Origin of the sequence: Lunatimonas sp. (assembly GCF_020832325.1) — a bacterium.
GTDB lineage: Bacteria > Bacteroidota > Bacteroidia > Cytophagales > Cyclobacteriaceae > Lunatimonas.
This window is the reverse complement of sequence record NZ_JAFIEU010000050.1, coordinates 210175-227941: the sequence shown is the minus strand read 5'-3', so window position 1 is coordinate 227941 and position 17767 is coordinate 210175. Positions and strand designations below refer to the sequence as shown.

Here is a 17767-nt window from a genome sequence, read left to right as displayed (position 1 = left end):
GCCAAAGAGCGAAGAAAGGCCTTTAAGATAGGCTCACCGATGCAACTGAGTAAAAAGAACCTTTCCAAAACCAATATCGTTACATGGGAAGCAATAAATACCATTATATTTGTAACTGATCGTTCCCAAAAAATACCCCGAAATGAAACAATTACTGATCATGGGATTCCTGTTGTTTACTGTGCAACAGACCATGGCACAAGATAAGATCAAGTGGTATTCCTTCGAAGAAGTAATCCAACTATCTCAGGAAACTCCAAAAATGATCCTGGTTGATGTGTACACAGACTGGTGTGGATGGTGTAAGAAAATGGACAAAGAGACTTTTACAGACAAAGCAGTTATCGCCTATGTCAACGAAAACTTCTATGCTGTCAAACTAAATGCAGAGGACAAAAAGACCAAGTTTACGTTCCGAGGCAAAGAATACAGTGAGGAGAATATGGCAAGGGCGATGCAGGTCCGTTCCTACCCTAATTTTGTGATTATGGATGCAGCGATGGAAAATATCACCCAACTGCCGGGCTACCGGGAGGCAAGTCCCTTTGTATCGGCGCTTACATCGCTGTTGGAAAACTTTAACCATTGATGGATAGCTCCTTTGGTGCCACATCCGATACAATTGTCGCACTAGCGACGCCGCAGGGTGTGGGTGCAATAGCTGTGGTGCGTCTTTCCGGACCGCTTGCCATCTCCTTGGCCAATGCTGTTTTTCACGGCAAAGATTTAGAAAAGCAGAAATCACATACCATACACTTCGGTACTATCCGTGATGGAGATCAGGTAATCGACGAGGTGTTGGTATCCCTTTTTCTTGCTCCGACCTCCTTTACCAAAGAAAATGTTGTGGAGATTTCCACCCATGGCTCCTCCTACATCGTCAATCGACTGATCAAGCTAATGATCCGACAGGGTGCCCGCCCAGCAAAACCCGGTGAGTTTACGCTGCGGGCGTTTCTCAATGGTCAATTTGACCTCGCTCAGGCTGAGGCCGTTGCAGACCTGATTCACTCCGACTCGGAAGCCTCCCACCAAGCGGCTCTCCATCAAATGCGCGGGGGATTCAGTGGGGAGATCAAGCTGCTCAGAGAGCAACTGATTCACTTTGCATCCATGATCGAACTCGAACTGGACTTTACAGAGGAGGACGTGGAATTTGCGAGTAGGCAGGATCTCCGTCTACTAGTGGAAAAGCTCCTTCGGGTAGTGGAACAACTGATTTCCAGTTTCGACCTCGGCAACGTGATCAAAAATGGGGTACCCACCGTCATCGCTGGAAAGCCAAACGCGGGCAAATCTACCCTGCTAAACGCCTTGCTCAATGAAGAGAAAGCGATCGTATCCGATATTGCAGGTACCACCCGAGATTTTATCGAGGACGAAATCAACATAGGCGGGGTCATTTTCCGCTTTATCGACACGGCGGGCCTTCGGGAGACCACCGACACCATCGAGGCCATTGGTGTAAGCCGTACCCAGGAAAAAATGAAGTCCGCTTCCCTCATCCTTTACCTCTTTGATCTGGGTGATACGGACATGTTGGAAATCAACCGCGACATCAACAAGCTGGAAAATCAAGGTGTGCCCTTCCTTAAAGTGGCAAATAAGGTCGATAAGGCTAATCCACAATTTATCAGCGAATTAAAGAACTCACATCCCGATACCATTTTTATATCTGCCGGGAAGAAACAGCACCTGGACGAATTGCGAAACCGAATACTGGAGCTCGTCAACCTGGATAAATTCCGGACTGGCAATACAGTGGTTACCAATATCCGGCACTACGATTCCTTGGTAAGAACACGTCAGTCCTTATTGGATGTCTTGGAAGGCTTGGATAACGAAGTCACCAATGATTTCCTGGCCATGGACATTCGCCGATCGCTCCACTACCTCGGAGAAATCACCGGAGAGATCACCACGGATGATCTGTTGGCGAATATTTTTAGCAAGTTTTGTATTGGGAAGTAGAAGGCTTAAACAAATGCCCGCCAAACGGACTATTTGAATGTGAAGGAAACTAGCGTTTTCATGCAAATCAGTTGGAATACCCTATGGCGTTTAATCATGAATAACTCATAAGGAATAGAGAGTATCGGAAGAAAGAAAGATTTCCAAAAAATCGGATCTTTAGACATTTTTGAGCCAATAGCCTACCGAACCATGAAACCGATAAAAGTAACCCTGCGAAAGCCTCCGTAAGAGAAAAACAGCATCAATTTCTGCGCATCGACTTGGGCTTTCAATACCTCTTGAGAAAAATATACTAGCCAAACCCTTCCGTTCATCATCATTTAATGCCAGGAGAATAGGCGCTCCTGGTCAAGTGGCTCATTATAAACCTTTTAAAGGTCCACCATCATTCGGGAAACACCTGTTTCTTTGGGACCAGGCCTTCTTCCACCAGTCTGTAGTCCCAGCTGACCGCGGATGGATCCACTGGTTCCGCATTAATTCGGTTGTCCAGCAACCAACCGAAAGGTATACAGGGTATGAAAATCCTCCTCTACTCCTGCCCTTTCCTGGTCTTTTAACGCCAGAATTTGCCCTTTGCTGTCCACCAGTGCTGAATAGGGATTCATGCTTTTGGGAATAGGCTGATCAACGGTCAGTTTATTAAAATCTGAGTCAAAAACGGCCATTTCCATAGGAAAGGAGTAAACCAGCTCCATTCGCTGGGCCGGGTCTGATACGTCATAAGCCGCCTTTGTTTCCGGAGAAACACCCTTACTATAAAAGACCAAAAAGTGATCTTCTAGCGGCAAAAACCGGTGTATTTGCGGTATACGGTAGACCAATCCGTTTTTCTCGAAAAAGGTATCCATCTGCTCCAGCGGGACAGGTTGGTCCGGGAACGCATTTTTAGCCGAAATTTTCACCGTTTTCTCAAAGATCAGCTGTTGCTGCTTTTCATCATACACGTGAAACTCCAGCGCATTCGTGACCGAAAGGAACCAGAGGGAACCCCCATTTTGGATAAGGGGCGTGGGGTACCCGTAAAAAAGCCCTAGCTCAAAAGCATCTGTCTCCGGAAAATGCATAGTACCAAAATAGTCCCCACTCAACGTATCCAAGACCTCCATCATAGCCCCACCATCCAGCATGCGCTGATAGGCTGCCTGCCGGTCTTGCCCTTCTACCGCCGATTCAGGTTTATAATAGAGCAGTTTGTCCCCAAAGGAAAAGGCGGCAATACGTCCTCCTCCTACGATCCAGAAATAGGGATAGGGAATATCTGTGCGGTTCAAGACATTTCCCGATCGGCTCAGCGTATAGATTTTATCGCCAAAGATACAGATACCATTTTCGGAAAACGTGGGGTTTAGTCCAAAGCCATGGATTGCCTCAGGCCCTTCACTCGGCAGGGTAAATAACTCCTGGATATTCCCTGAGGAGTCAAAAATCAGGATTTCTCTTTTTTGGTGGTTATATGCCAGATACTGATTGGTTGCCGGGTCGTAATCCTTTAAGTCCAGATTGCCCATATAGGCTATTTGTACCGAGTCTATTAACTCAAAGGAATAACTAGAGGCGGTTACCGTTTCCTTTTCGGATCGAGCGCATGACAGTAAGCACACTACACAAAGGAATATTAGTGCTAGACGAAGATTCGACATCACTAAATGTAAAACTAACGACTTAAAATTCCAAGAAACGTCGCACTTCATGAAATCATCAGCCCTTTTTTGTTGCAAATCCCAGCAAAAACAAGCAAATTGGTTCACGGAATTTTTCGAGATCTAATCCAGTGTAATGTATCAAAAGATTTTCAAACCTAGGCAGGCATTAAACAAGGCATTTTTGAAGGTAAAGCCTGTAAGAGCCCAGATCGAGGTCTTTAAGCATCACCTCATTCGTCTGCTTAATCAAATCAATGAGAGTGAATCCGAGGAGTATCATAAGAATCTCGTATCGGATTTCCTAAAGAAAACCTATTACGAGCCTGACTTCTCCATCAACACAAAGGGACGAAACGACTTGGTCATCCACAATGGAAAGGACGGTAAAAGCCCCGTGGGCGTGATCTTGGAAACCAAGAAGCCCGCCAATAAAAGTGAGATGATTGGGTTTAACACCCTCATGCCCCGGCCTCCTCTCCCCACCGGAGCGGAGGAGGCTTCCCTCCCTCCGTCGGCGATAAGTGATGTAGGGACGAGAGTAAATCTCAACGTCAAATCCTTTCAGGAACTGATTCTGTACTTCCTGAGGGAGCGGATCACCTATGGCAACCTATCGGTTAAACACCTGATTATTAGCAATATATACGAGTGGTTTGTGTTTGATTCAGCCGTTTTTGAAAAAGCATTTGCGCAAAACAGGGCGTTGGTAAAAGATTTTAAAGCATTTGAAGAAGGAAGGCTTTCCGGTACGACAACTGATTTTTTCTATAAGGAGATCGCGGCCAAGGCGATTGACAAAATGGAGGGCGAGATAGCATTTACCTATTTTGACCTACGAAATTATGAAAAGCCTCTCCGCAATGCTGATAAAAAGGACGATGTACAGCTTATCGCGCTGTTCAAGCTTTTATCGCCGGAGCATTTACTTAAACTCCCGTTTTCCAATGACAGCAACAGCCTTGACAAGCGCTTCTACAGTGAACTCTTACATATCATTGGACTGAGCGAAACCAAGGCAGCCGGAAAAAAGCTGATAGGTAGAAACCAAGTGGGTGAAAGGAATGCAGGTTCCATCTTAGAGAGTGCCATCACCGAACTGGACAGCTTGGATAAAGTCAGCCGACTGGAAAAACCGAGTCAATTTGGCGACACACCCGAGGAGCGACTTTTCAATGTGGGGCTGGAACTCAGCATTACGTGGATCAATCGGATTCTGTTTCTAAAACTTTTGGAAGCCCAGCTGATCCAATATCACAAGGGAGACCGCTCCTATTCCTTCCTGAATCTGGAAAAGATCAGAAATTACGACGACCTGAACAGCCTTTTTTTCAAGGTACTGGCCAGAAAACACCAAGATAGGTCTGCCGAAATCATCCAAGCATTTGGTAATGTCCCCTACCTGAACAGCTCGCTGTTTGAACCGACGGATATGGAACACGATACCTTATTCATATCCAACCTTCGCGATGAAAAGAAAATCCCCCTCATTTCTTCCACTGTCTTAAAAGACGATCAGGGTAAAAGGCGGACTGGAAGCCTTTCCACATTGGAATACCTCTTTGAATTTCTCAATGCCTACGATTTCAGTTCGGAGGGATCAGAGGATATTCAGGAGGAAAATAAGACCTTGATCAATGCTTCCGTCCTGGGTCTTATCTTCGAGAAAATCAATGGGTACAAAGATGGGTCTGTTTTTACACCCGGCTTCATTACCATGTACATGTGTAAGAAGACGATTCGGAAAGCCATCGTGCAAAAATTCAATCAAGCAAAAGGTTGGAATTGCCGGACATTTGAAGAACTAAAGGAAGATTTACAGGAAGAGATCCGATCAGGCAATAGAAAAGAGGTTAGAAAACTTGCCAATGAAATCATAAACAGCCTGAAAATCGTGGATCCGGCCGTTGGGTCAGGGCACTTTTTGGTTTCTGCATTGAATGAACTGATCGCCATCAAGAGCGAATTAAAAATCTTGGTAGACTTAAATTTTGATCCAATCAGTAGTCATACCGTAGAAGTGGTAAATGATGAGTTGGTGATCGTTGACCTGGATGGCAGTTTATTTGAATACAATTATCTACAAACAGATAGCCAACGAATTCAGGAAACCCTTTTCCACGAGAAACAGACTCTAATCGAAAATTGTCTTTTCGGAGTGGATATCAATCCCAATTCGGTCAAAATATGCCGGTTGCGACTGTGGATAGAATTGCTAAAAAGTGCCTATTACAAAGATGTGGAGATCCCAAAAGGCAACAGTTCTCCCGTTTGCTATGCAGAGAGTGAGGAATTGAGGGACGAATACAAAGACCTGCGAGGTTCTGAAAACCTCAAAGGTCAGCGCGAACTGGAAACCCTTCCCAACATCGATATCAACATCAAATGTGGCAATTCACTGGTAAGCCGCTTTCACATCGATTCGGACCTAAGCGAAGCGTTGAAAAAAAGTAAGTACTCCATAGACGGCTATCGTCTTGCGGTGGCCACCTACCGCAATGCGCAAAATAAGGACGAAAAGCGGGAAATGAAGCGATTGATCGCTGAGATCAAGTCAGATTTCCGATCGGAAATTGCCAAAAATGATCCCAAGATCAAACGCAAAGCCAAGCTCGGCGGAGACCTGTATAACCTGACCATGCAAACCGGACTTTTTACAGAATCGGCCAAGGAGAAGAAAGATCGAAGTAAGAAGATAGAAAAGATTGAAAATGAGCTCAATAAACTGAATTCGGAGATCGAAGAAATCAAAAACAACAAGATCTATGAAAATGCCTTTGAATGGAGATTTGAGTTTCCCGAGGTGCTGAATGAATCAGGAAACTTTGTGGGCTTTGATGTGGTGATAGGCAATCCGCCCTACATCCGGCAGGAGGAGTTTTCCCATCTAAAGCCCTACTTGAAAGACAGGTTCCAAACCTTTGCGGGTACGGCAGACCTCTATGTCTATTTTGTGGAACTAGGCATGAAACTACTGAAAGACGCCGGCGATTTTATCTTTATCATCCCCAATAAATGGATGCGGGCCGGATATGGCAAAGCCATGCGGAGTTATGTCAAAAGCTTCGCCATCCTTGAACTCCTCGATTTTGGGGACTTGCCCGTCTTTGAGGAGGCGACCACCTATCCCTTGATCATCGCCTTGTCCAAAACCGCCGGTGGGGAAAATTTCCATGCGGCAAACCTCCAAACGCTGGATTTTCCGGCAGGTATGGAATACTACCTAAGGAGGAACCGCATGGAAGTCTCGCCTGAGGGCCTGGGCGAGGAAGGCTGGACCCTGACCGACAGTCGGTCTCAGGCACTGCTGATCAAACTAAAATCCCAGGGCGTTCCCTTATCGGAGTATGTAGAAGGAAAAATATTTTACGGTATCAAAACCGGCTTAAACGAGGCCTTTGTCATTGATTTGGAGACCAAAGAGCGGTTGATTGCCGAAGACCCCCGAAGTGCGGAAGTGATCAAACCCTTTTTGGCAGGCAGGGATATCAAGCGGTACCAACAGCCAAAGAGTGATAAGTTTTTGATTCTGTTTCCCAAAGGATTCACGATCAAACGAAATCTTCCCGATGGAAACCCCAACAAGATTTTCGAGGTACATGAGCCGCCGAGGTATGGATATATGGATTACGATCCGGCTTGGGAATGGCTAAAAAATAAGTACCCCGCCATAGCAAGGCATCTGAAACCATATGAGGCTGCTGCGAAAAAACGCACGGATAAAGGCGATTTTTGGTGGGAACTGAGGGCTTGCGATTATTATGGGGAATTTGAGAAGGAGAAGATTTTGTATCAGGAAATTGCTACCTATCAGTCCTTTACATTGGATACGGAAGGATATTACTCAAACAATAAGTTATTTCTGATATCGGGAGCAACTAAAGAGCTGCTTGGATTTTTAAATTCAAAATTGGTTTGGTTCTACCTTAATAATACCACATCCAAACTCAGAGGAGATGCCCTTGCAATGCAATCCCCTTATATCCTATCAATTCCCACTTTAGGTAGCGTAGTAAACAATTTAGCCTTGGAGCAAAAAGTGGATTTGATTTTAAATCTAACCGATTTAACTCACATAAAGAGACTGGAATCGGAAATTAATCAATTGGTTTATGAGCTGTATGGATTGAGTGAGGAGGAGATTGGGATTGTTGAGGATAGTTTAGCTACCGATCAAATAAAAGATACCTGATCCTTGAAAACAAAGAATAGTGGACAACCTATCATTTGAACCCTAACTATCTACCAGAAGTCCATCCTGAAGGTGATGAAGCTCGAAGGTTGGCAGTTTAAGAGAAACATCAACCAGAAAGCCTCTCTAACCTCCGGTTTATTTTCTAGACTGTAAAGACTAAACCCCATGAATCGCATGCTACCCATATCTCTTATCGTACTTGGCGGAATCTTGCTGGTTTCCGGCATACTCCTTCTGATCAAATTGAAGCCGGAAAGGAACGAATCCCTGACTCAGGTTATCGCCGCCGTAAAAGCAGATGGAATCCTCACACCCAAAGAGGAAAAACTGGTCCGGGAAGTGGCACAGACCGAAGGAAAAGACGGGGATTTGATCGTTGCCCTTATCAGAGAAGAACTCGAAGCGTCGGAGGAAGACAGCGAAACCGAACTCATCGATGTGAACGCAAAAGCAGGATACGACTTTGAGAAGTTTGTGGTGCGGAAATTCGATAAAAAGTACTTCGATATCCGAAACTGGGCCGGGGATAAATTTGTGGAAGGACGATTCGCCGACACCACCACCCAGCCGGATATCCAACTATCCCTAACCCTTCGCGGCGACTCCTACCCTTTTGCCGTAGAATGCAAGTGGAGATCCGAACCCTCCGGTGACTTTGTTCGCTTTGCCAACGATGGCCAACTGGAGCGGTATAAAGCCTTCGCCAAGCAGGAAAATTACCCCGTCTTCATTGTGTTGGGCATTGGCGGAAAGCCTGCCGACCCGGCGGAGCTCTACATTTTACCTGTTCACGAACTGAATAAGCCAGTCCTCCACAAAGCAGGCCTGGCAAAGTACAGAAAGAAAGTGGATTCGGATTTCTTTTATGACCAGAAGTCCCAAGAGTTGAGCTGAAAAGTGATCAAGCAATGAAGCATTTTCCTGAATTATCGAAAAAAATACCCAGTTTTGAGTATGCCATACCTATCAGCTGAAGAACTAACTCGATACCTTTCCTCCAAGAGTCCCATCTTTCAAACATCAAACGGCCTCTTTATTTACGTAAACGAAAACGCTATTTACCCAAGGTGATTTAGAAAAACTGAGCTACAATAACCTCCCACCCTATCTGAAGCTATAAAGCTGCGTATGCGTGAACGTGGCTTAATCAAAAAGCCCTTTCTCAATATTTAGGGGTAAGCAGCTCAAGAATCGGTGAACATCGAAACGGAAAAAGCGAACCCACTCTCAAATTGGTCTAAAATAGGATTTTTACCGAAACCCTGGCCCCACGTAGAGCAGGTAGCTCAATCCCTTTGTTTGAATTTATTTCCAAATTTGCAGGCGCCCCATCAATCAAAACCTCCCCCACTGTATAATCCTTCGCCTCTATCGGCAACGGATGCAAAACATCTCCCTCACGGGCTTCCGTTATCCGAAAGTATAACTTTACGGGCTCCTTTGCCACCCAAGCACTGAGGTACAAGTAATTCAACAACCCATGCTCTACATCCCCTAATGAAATGAGGCAGAGATCCATCATCAGCCCATAGGCCTGTATCCACCAATACGAAAAATCGCTGTACAGCTCCGGTCGGGACCGGGAAATACCCGCATACCATATACCAGATTCAGCATTAAATCCACACCTGTGGATACTGTCTGACAAGGCCAGAGCGGATGTTTTATAGGCATTATTTCCGTTCAGCAAATAGGCCCTCACCAGCATCCAGGCCAGCTCGCCAACGTTCGTCCAAGGTGGTGTAAAAAGAACCATTCACTGAATCGATTATGCTTTCTGTCCAATAGGGCAACACATCCTCTAAAACCTGCTTTTTCCAGAATTCCGGAGAAACAAACTCGTGATTACCCACCTCCTTTTGCGGCGGATTTTGGCAGGAAATGGTGAAAAAAAACAGCAGGAAGGCTAATGCGTAGCAGAAGGTCGAAATTCGTGGGCTTTTCATGATGCAGGAAGGCAGCTTTTAACTGCCAAATATACGGGTAAAAACAAATCACTCCGATTTACACCCTCTCCATGTAAGGGATTTTGGCTGCCTTCACCTATTTTTGCCAGCGACCAATAATAACCCGATTGGAGAGCGTCCTCCAAGCCTGGGCTTTTTGGATATACATTTTAGCTGCAAACGCCTGCCTATTGAAAAAGCGATTTCTCCTGCTCGTCATCTATTTGGCCTTTATCAGCCTTGGACTTCCAGATTCCCTTTTGGGGGCTGCGTGGCCGGCCATGTTTGAGGATCTGAATGTACCGGTGGATTACGCCGGGTTTATCTCGATGATCGTAGCCGCGGGTACGGTCGTTTCCAGTCTCCTCAGCGGCAAGGTAATTCGCCGTTTCGGTGTTCCAATGGTAACTACCTTCAGCGTGGCGATGACTGCGTTGGCCCTGATGGGGTTTTCCCTTTCCGGGGATTTCATGTATCTATGTCTTCTGGCCATTCCGCTGGGCCTAGGTGCAGGAAGCGTAGATGCCGCCCTTAACAATTACGTGGCCCTGCATTACCGAGCCCGGCACATGAATTGGCTGCATAGCTTTTGGGGAGTGGGTGCGGCGCTTGGTCCCATGATTATGGCAGGACATCTGGCAAGGGGCGATTCTTGGTCCAGTGGCTACGACACCGTAGCCTGGATTCAATTGGGGCTCGTATGCCTGTTGGTACTTTCATTGCCTCTTTGGGTCAAGCAACGACAAACCGAAGATATTGCAGCCGATCACGAGCACCGGGCCCAAGGCACCGGGTTGCTGGCCCTGCCTGGCCTGAAACAGGCGTTGGTGGTGTTCTTTTGCTATTGCACGATAGAAGCGAACTTTGGACTCTGGGGGGCAAGCTATCTGGTCTTTGAAAGAGGATACGAAGTGGATCAGGCAGCGCGACTTACGTCCCTGTATTTTGTAGGCATTACCGTAGGCAGGCTTTTGTCCGGCTTTCTAACGGCATATTTAACCAATCGTCAGTTGGTATATTTCGGACAGGGAGTCATCGGGGTCGGTTTGGGATTGCTTTTTCTGCCCTTTTCTTATGCCGTGGTTCCCGGTTTCCTATTGGTGGGGTTAGGTTGCGCGCCGATTTTCCCCAGCCTGCTCCACGAAACCCCCGTCAACTTTGGCGAAAAGAACTCCCAGATCATCATGGGATACCAAATGGCGAGTGCCTACGTAGGTATCACGCTGATGCCGTTTGCTTTCGGTAAGATCGCCGCGTTTACCGGTTACTACTTTTTGTTGGGATTTTTGGCCATTTTTCTGGTTCTGATTTACTGGATGACTAGGTGGATGAACCAAACGCTAAGTGACCGGACCACCGAGTAAAACTCATCCAGGCAAGCTGGCTTTTATAGGGGATTTCCACTTCTATACATGAACGAATAGCAGAAAAATTGCTAGTTTTGATAATGGGCGTAGGCATCACCAATCCAACAACGGGGTTAATTATTTTGGCTGCGGGCAACTCCTCCAGGTTGGGAAGGCCCAAGCAGCTTATCACAGCGGGACGCACACACTTGATGGGCCACGTACTGGAGGAAGCAGAAAAAGTAACCTTCCACAAAAAGGTGCTGGTACTCGGTGCTTATAGCGACGATTTAATAAATGAGATTTATTCAACCAGTTTTGAAGTAGTTATAAATGAAAAATGGCAACAAGGTATGTCTTCGAGTATTCATGCCGGTTTGGCCCATTTGTTGGCTGATTCATCCATTGATCAGGTTATGATATTGCTTTGTGATCAACCTTTTTTGGACAGCGATGTGCTGTTACGGTTATTAGACCGCAGCGAGGAAAGCGAGAAAGGGATTATAGCCAGCTCCTATGGCGAATCTTTGGGTGTTCCGGTCATCTTCAAAAAGCCTTATTTTCCCTATTTGCTGGAAATGAAAGGTCAGGGCGGAGCGAAGCAGTTAGTTCGACAGTTTAAGGATGATGTGGATACTGTGCCATTTCCCAACGGCCATATTGACATTGACACCGAAGAAGATTACGATGCTTTCTTAAAAAATGATTTTGCCTACTTTTCGAATAAGAAGTAATTTCGCTCCGAATAGGCAAGGGAACGACGTTCGGATTTATTGACTTTGATATCTTTTCCAAGTAAAGATTGACTAACATGTGAACGTATCAGATCATGAGTTAATTTGCTATTAAACCAAATGCGCCATTTTTAACTCCAAAAAATCCGATTTTCAGGCCATCCATGCCCAGCGTACCAGCGCAATGATCAAACCGACCAATCCACCGACCACTGCGCCGTTCAGCCGGATATACTGTAGGTCATTGCCTACTTTATCCCGAATTTGTTCCATCAGGCCTTGGTTGTCCAGTTTTTCTAGACTCTCCCGTACAATGTTTCCGATTTCCGGGTGATAGGTATTCAGCAGATTGGATAGGGTGCCCTTCAGCCAGCCATCCAAGGCCTCCATACTCTGACGGTCTTCCAAAAGCGACTGGATATACTGCTGTATCTTTTCGAACAGGAAACGCATCAAGGCAGTTTCTGTGCTGGAAAGATGTAATTGTATGCCATCCTGCACACCTTTTAATGCTTGCCGGATAACCGATTGCATCCCTTTATGTAGAATCAAATTGCGTTTGAGATTTTGGATAAACTCACGACTAGGGGCTTCGTTTTTTTGCAGGCTGTCGGCAAATTCCAAAACGGCGTCATCCAATTTCCCGCGCAGAGGATGGTTGCGGTCTTTCTGCATTTCCTCGGCGAGTACCAACGCAATATCGACTAACCTATCTGCCAAAAGGTCTACATCTATTCCTCCCGTTCGCTTTCCGATCCAGACGGTGGTACCCTTCACCCAATCCTGTCGGCTGTATTCGTCCAGGGCTTTTCTTAGTTTCTTATAAACCACCTCCCGAGTCTCCGGTTTACGGATTGATTTGGCGACCTCCTCCAACATAATAGCTACCAACTGATGGTGTTTTCCACTTTTGATGACATCCGCTAGCCATTGGCCCAGAGGCTGCTCAATATCCAGCTTGTCCGCCTGATTTTTAAGGACCCGCTGCAACCAAAGCGCCAGCTTGGGGCTGTCCAACTGATCGGTCAGGCTGAGAATAATTCTTCTCAGTACATCCAAAAGGCGTAGCAGCGTTTCTTCGCTATTCAGTTCCTCCACCAAGCTTTTACCCAGATTGACCCCCTCTAGTTTTTCGCGAATGCTATCTGGGGATAGCCATTTGTTGGTAACCATATCCACGATCCCTTCTGTTAGTTTCTGGCGGTTTTTCACGATGATATTCGTGTGCCGACGGACGATTGGAATAGGTATCTCATAAAAAAGCGCGCTCACGGCAAACCAATCGGCAATGGCCCCGATGGTAGCCGCCTCAAATCCGGAAGCTAGGATACGCCAAAGCGGCCCACTTAGCACTCCAGCATACATAAAAATCTCCAACAAGAGGAAGCCAAGGATGGCAACAATCAGAGAAATTTTTCCAACACTACTTTTTGGCAAATGCATAGAACAAGGGTTGAAATTGAGAAAATCTGTTGATAAAGCATCAAAAATCATTCTAAATTTTGATGTATGATACCAACTTCGCTGTCTCAGGCGCACGGTGACAAATCTTCGCGATGTTTCTCGAAAAACCATCCTGCCACAACCCGCTGACCGAATAAATCATTCGAAAAAATATATGTAGACGCCCATGCAATTTTCTGGGAAAATATAAATATAATTGTATCCGTGTTTTCATTTTTCGGCGTACCTGAAAGATGATCTATCAAGCTTCGCCAACCCTTATTCGATAAAGTGCAAATATTTTTAGAATGGATTTTCGGTTTTTAACACATGATCCCTTTTTTAAACGGCTGTCTACTTGGCTTTCAGGTTTGGCTATTTGCATTATTGCCTTGTTCCATACGGTAGGAAATGTAGAGTTTAACTTTGAAAGTATTGAGATCACCGGACAAGCTCCTGGCCTTCAAATGCTATACCGGGAAACATTAACGGTAAATGTGGATTTTTTGGAATACATCTATGCAGGTAACGATAATAATCTCAGCGTAAAAATCCTGCCAGGAGAGGGCTACAATGTGATTGCTGATAATCAGTTTGTTCCGACGATTACCTATATCCCCAGTTGGCCCTCCCAGGGTGTTCGTATCAATGTAAACGTACAATTATCGGACGGAACGGATCAGAGTAATATCTTTCCGATGAGTGTTTTGGTATTACCGCCTATTTTGGCTGTTAATTACAACGAAAGTAGTTGCCAGGGTACGATAAGCATTACGGCCTCTGCATACAAACCTACTAGTACCAGCGTGCTTTCTTTTCCGTTTTTATTTCAGCTTTTCGACAGTGATGGCAATTTGTTTGACGAGCGGGAAGTACTTAACGCCTCCCCTTTCGACCAAAACGCAACAGCAACCTTTGGAACTGCTGCAAACCCTATTGACCGTGAAGAAGATTACAGGTTGGTGGTAACCGATAGACTTGGCAGGGTATATGAACGTGCATCAGGCCCCTTAGGGCAAGCGTATTCACTGGACATTGCCATGAACTTTTCTGGACTGATCTGCCCGGAAGATAATACGGGAGTTGCAGAATTTGTTATCAACAATGCATCACTACCCCTGTTGGAGTTTTTTGTTTATGACGAAAATGGAAATGTGGTTACTTCTGAGTTTTCGATTCAATCTGAGGAAGGCGGATTAATTGTTGTTCAGGTTGGAAACCTGTTTCCCGGGAGGTATTTTGTGGAGATTCGTGACCGGTTTACTTGCGAGGGAACAACTGCCTTTGAACTGGTGATTCCCAATCCCATAACCTATCAGTCTGAAATTACGCCCATCACCTGCCCTGAAAATTTTGATGGGTCTATCCGGCTGGATATTACCGGAGGCTGGTCTCAGCCTTTCCCAGGCAACCTACGGGAAAATTGGGCCATGTATGGCGTTCTTTGGTATAATCAAGCCGGGCAGATTGTGGGAGATTCGGAAAGCGAATTCATTTTGGGAGGCGGTGGAACAATCACGGGTGTCCGAAACCAAATCAATGGCCTGACATCCGGAAGCTACTATGCGGAAATCTATGATAGGGGAAGAATATTTGAATTTACGGATTCCGAGCCCCTCGTTTGCATCGTGCGTACCCCACTTTTTGTGATCGAAGGACCACCACCATTGCAGCTAAATAGTGTGGAGGAAGATATTTCCTGTTTTGGACAAGTCGATGGCAGGATTGAGATCGCACCAACGGGCGGCATAGAACCGTACCAAATCACTTGGTACCGTGGCAATTTCTCAGACCTCTCCGCACCAGATCTTGCGGAGGTAACCGCATTTCCTCCTCCAGCCGGATCGGTGCCGCAGTTACGTCCAAACCTTGTAGCTGGCACTTATTCCGTATTGCTGCGAGACGCCAACGGGTGTTTCATAGCTGAAAACTTTGATATCGAAGAGCCAGACGAGCTGGCCATCAGTGAGGATCCCAATGAACGAGTGAACATTCGTTGTTTTGGCGAAACATCGGGGTCATTTACCCTGTCTATTGATCAAGGTTCTACCGCCCCATTTTTGGTACAAGTTCATCAGACCGGGGAGGAACCCGGTTCAGTACAAGCCTTTTCCAGAAGCGAAGAAGGACCGATTGTGGTATCCAACCTTGCAGCAGGGAATTACTCAGTGATCGTAACGGATGCCCGTGGGTGTGCCGAAGAAGTAACGGGTATTCAACTGACCCAACCGGCCGAAGGGCTAACCATCGAAGGTTTGACAATATCGGATTTCAATGGTTTTCAAATAAGTTGTGCCGGTACAAATGATGGGGCTATCTCCTTGCAGGTGATCGGGGGCGTGGGAGACCTCACCTTCTCCTGGACCGGTCCCAATGGATTCACCGCTGACACAGAAGAAATCTCCGGACTGGCAGCTGGAACCTACGAGTTTATAGTCACCGATGAAAATGACTGCTCCGCTACCACCGGGCAATTAACGCTAGAGGAACCGGCCCCACTTACGGTAGCTTCGGAGGTATCTGAGTTCAACGGCTTCCAAATAAGCTGCCATGGTGCAAACGACGGCTTTATCCGGAATGTTATTCAAGGAGGCACAGGCACCTATAACGTGCAGTGGACGGGCCCTGACGACTTTATGTCCAATGAAGCGGATATCGCTGGACTGGCGCCTGGGACTTACGAACTCACGATTTCGGATGAAAATGGTTGTGCCCTACCGCCAGAGATTTTCGAGATACGTGAGCCAGATCCGTTGGAAATCGCCGAAGATGAGGGCTTACGGGAAAATGTGGGTTGTTTCGGGCAGTCTACAGGTCTTATCCACATTGACTTCATTTCCAATTCTATAGGTCCTTACCAAATCGAATTAGTCGAAAGCGAATCACCGGATCCCGTTCGGTCGATACCGGGTTTTACAGGGGACAGCTATACCTTTGAAAACCTACCCGCAGGCGTATACTCGATACGGGTAACCGACGCAAATGGCTGCTTAGAATCCATCGAAAATATTGCGATCACCCAACCGGCAGAAGGCCTTGAACTTACCAACCTCGAGATATCTGATTTTAACGGATTCAATATTTCCTGCCACGGTGCCGAGGATGGCAGTATATTTTTTGAATTGACAGGAAGTCAGGGAAATGTAACGTATACTTGGCAAGGCCCTGGGAGCTTTTCGTTCGACGGTCCCACCCCTACCAATTTGGGTCCTGGCACCTATAATCTGTTGGTGGAGGACGAGAGTGGTTGTACCTTAGAAGAGTCGTTTGAACTGACGGAACCGGAGCCGTTTGTGCTTTCCGACGAGGTATCCGACTACAATGGCTTCCAAATACAATGCAACGGCGCTTCAGACGGTTATATCCTATTGTTTCCAACTGGAGGGACCCCGAATTACCAATACATATGGACGGACGAAAACGGCTTTGTAAGCGATGAAAGCCGCTTGGAAAACATCCCTGCGGGGACCTATACCGTCACTATAACGGACCTAAACGGATGCGAAATCACCGAAACCTACGTAATCAGAGAGCCAGAAAGTCTAGAAATAACCGAATATGCCGATCGGCGCGAGGATGTAAGATGTTTTGGGGAAAGCACCGGGGAGATCCACGTGGAAATCACCAGACCTTCTGCGGGTCCTTACAATTTTTATATACAACCTATAGGTGATGTGTTGGGCAGTGCCGGATCAGCGGAAAATATAGCGGGAACCACCTGGGTATTTGAAAATCTTCCTGCCGGTATCTATGAAGTGACCGTTGTAGACGTGAACGGCTGTATCCAATCAATTGATGGGCTGGAAATTACCCAGCCAGAAGCTGGAATATCCATATCTGACATCCAAGTGGATGACTTCAACGGTTTTCAGATTTCCTGTTTTGGCGCATCAGACGGCAGAATCCAAGTGCTGCTTGAAGGGGGCACGGGCGATTATACCTATAGCTGGAGCGGACCTAACGGGTTCAGTGCCTCTACTCCCGAGATTTCAACCCTAGCGCCCGGCACCTACGAGCTGACGATTACCGACGACAACGGCTGCGCGGTAGTAACAGGCCCCATCGACATCGTAGAGCCTACGCCTCTCGAATTAAATGACACGGTGTCTGATTATAACGGATTTTCGATTAGTTGCTTCGGGGGAAATGATGGGTTTATTGCCTTGAATCTGGTAGGCGGCACGAATAACTACCGTATCGTTTGGACTGGTCCCAATGAGTTTACATCCGAAGAGCAGCGGATAGAAAATCTACCTGCAGGAGACTACACCGTGTTGGTTACCGATGAAAATGGGTGTATGATTGAGGAGTTTTATACATTGACTGAGCCGCCTTTGTTGGAGGCCTCGGTTACAGGTACGGTAGACGTGCTTTGCCATGGAGAAAACACAGGTGCCATTACGCTAGCGGTTTCTGGAGGCGTTTCTTCAAACTAAACCTTTGCATGGTTTAGAAATGGAGATCTTACCAATGTAATCGGTCAAAA

General features: G+C 46.3%; 10 protein-coding genes. 7 read left to right on the top strand and 3 right to left on the bottom strand.

The window, feature by feature from the left end; translation table 11 throughout:
* Nucleotides 1-142 precede the first annotated feature (142 nt).
* A complete protein-coding gene (locus JJU34_RS20115) occupies nucleotides 143-589 on the top strand; it encodes a thioredoxin fold domain-containing protein (protein ID WP_228694218.1) in 447 nt (148 codons plus the stop codon).
* Entirely contained in the window at nucleotides 589-1971 is a 1383-nt protein-coding gene (gene mnmE, locus JJU34_RS20110; protein ID WP_228694217.1) for a tRNA uridine-5-carboxymethylaminomethyl(34) synthesis GTPase MnmE, read from the top strand. Before JJU34_RS20115 ends, mnmE begins: the two co-directional genes overlap by 1 nt.
* Nucleotides 1972-2450: 479 nt before the next feature.
* On the opposite strand, the gene JJU34_RS20105 is transcribed toward mnmE, so the two are convergent.
* Nucleotides 2451-3485 (bottom strand): hypothetical protein, encoded by a 1035-nt coding sequence (locus JJU34_RS20105; RefSeq protein ID WP_228694216.1) that lies wholly within the window; start codon nucleotides 3483-3485, stop codon nucleotides 2451-2453.
* A gap of 268 nt (nucleotides 3486-3753) precedes the next feature.
* On the opposite strand from JJU34_RS20105, the gene JJU34_RS20100 reads away from it, so the two are divergent.
* On the top strand, nucleotides 3754-7809 hold the full coding sequence (locus JJU34_RS20100; RefSeq protein WP_228694215.1) for a TaqI-like C-terminal specificity domain-containing protein: 4056 nt from the start codon (nucleotides 3754-3756) through the stop codon (nucleotides 7807-7809).
* A 177-nt stretch (nucleotides 7810-7986) separates the two neighbouring features.
* Nucleotides 7987-8706, top strand: coding sequence for a hypothetical protein (locus JJU34_RS20095; protein ID WP_228694214.1), 720 nt, complete (start codon nucleotides 7987-7989; stop codon nucleotides 8704-8706).
* A gap of 343 nt (nucleotides 8707-9049) precedes the next feature.
* Here the strand turns inward: JJU34_RS20095 and JJU34_RS20090 are convergent, their stop codons facing one another.
* Nucleotides 9050-9568, bottom strand: coding sequence for a hypothetical protein (locus JJU34_RS20090; protein ID WP_228694213.1), 519 nt, complete (start codon nucleotides 9566-9568; stop codon nucleotides 9050-9052).
* A gap of 381 nt (nucleotides 9569-9949) precedes the next feature.
* On the opposite strand from JJU34_RS20090, the gene JJU34_RS20085 reads away from it, so the two are divergent.
* Together JJU34_RS20085 and JJU34_RS20080 are read left to right on the top strand one after the other, a co-directional pair.
* Nucleotides 9950-11122: an MFS transporter gene (locus JJU34_RS20085; RefSeq protein WP_228694212.1), complete on the top strand. Its 1173-nt coding sequence runs from the start codon at nucleotides 9950-9952 to the stop codon at nucleotides 11120-11122.
* A gap of 83 nt (nucleotides 11123-11205) precedes the next feature.
* A complete protein-coding gene (locus JJU34_RS20080) occupies nucleotides 11206-11838 on the top strand; it encodes a nucleotidyltransferase family protein (protein ID WP_228694211.1) in 633 nt (210 codons plus the stop codon).
* A 153-nt stretch (nucleotides 11839-11991) separates the two neighbouring features.
* On the opposite strand, the gene JJU34_RS20075 is transcribed toward JJU34_RS20080, so the two are convergent.
* Nucleotides 11992-13281 (bottom strand): DUF445 domain-containing protein, encoded by a 1290-nt coding sequence (locus JJU34_RS20075; protein ID WP_228694210.1) that lies wholly within the window; start codon nucleotides 13279-13281, stop codon nucleotides 11992-11994.
* Between the two features lie 308 nt (nucleotides 13282-13589).
* Here JJU34_RS20075 and JJU34_RS20070 point away from each other — a divergent pair, with 308 nt between their 5' ends.
* Nucleotides 13590-17717, top strand: a complete 4128-nt coding sequence (locus JJU34_RS20070) for a SprB repeat-containing protein (RefSeq protein WP_228694209.1) — start codon at nucleotides 13590-13592, stop codon at nucleotides 17715-17717.
* Nucleotides 17718-17767: the final 50 nt, after the last annotated feature.

Excerpts from the sequence above, each read along its gene's own strand:
- JJU34_RS20115 (WP_228694218.1), top strand. The coding sequence starts at position 143 with ATGAAACAATTACTGATCATGGGATTCCTGTTGTTTACTGTGCAACAG.
- mnmE (WP_228694217.1), top strand. The coding sequence starts at position 589 with ATGGATAGCTCCTTTGGTGCCACATCCGATACAATTGTCGCACTAGCG.
- JJU34_RS20105 (WP_228694216.1), bottom strand. The coding sequence starts at position 3,485 with ATGGGCAATCTGGACTTAAAGGATTACGACCCGGCAACCAATCAGTAT.
- JJU34_RS20100 (WP_228694215.1), top strand. The coding sequence starts at position 3,754 with ATGTATCAAAAGATTTTCAAACCTAGGCAGGCATTAAACAAGGCATTT.
- JJU34_RS20095 (WP_228694214.1), top strand. The coding sequence starts at position 7,987 with ATGCTACCCATATCTCTTATCGTACTTGGCGGAATCTTGCTGGTTTCC.
- JJU34_RS20090 (WP_228694213.1), bottom strand. The coding sequence starts at position 9,568 with ATGGTTCTTTTTACACCACCTTGGACGAACGTTGGCGAGCTGGCCTGG.
- JJU34_RS20080 (WP_228694211.1), top strand. The coding sequence starts at position 11,206 with ATGGGCGTAGGCATCACCAATCCAACAACGGGGTTAATTATTTTGGCT.
- JJU34_RS20075 (WP_228694210.1), bottom strand. The coding sequence starts at position 13,281 with ATGCATTTGCCAAAAAGTAGTGTTGGAAAAATTTCTCTGATTGTTGCC.
- JJU34_RS20070 (WP_228694209.1), top strand. The coding sequence starts at position 13,590 with ATGGATTTTCGGTTTTTAACACATGATCCCTTTTTTAAACGGCTGTCT.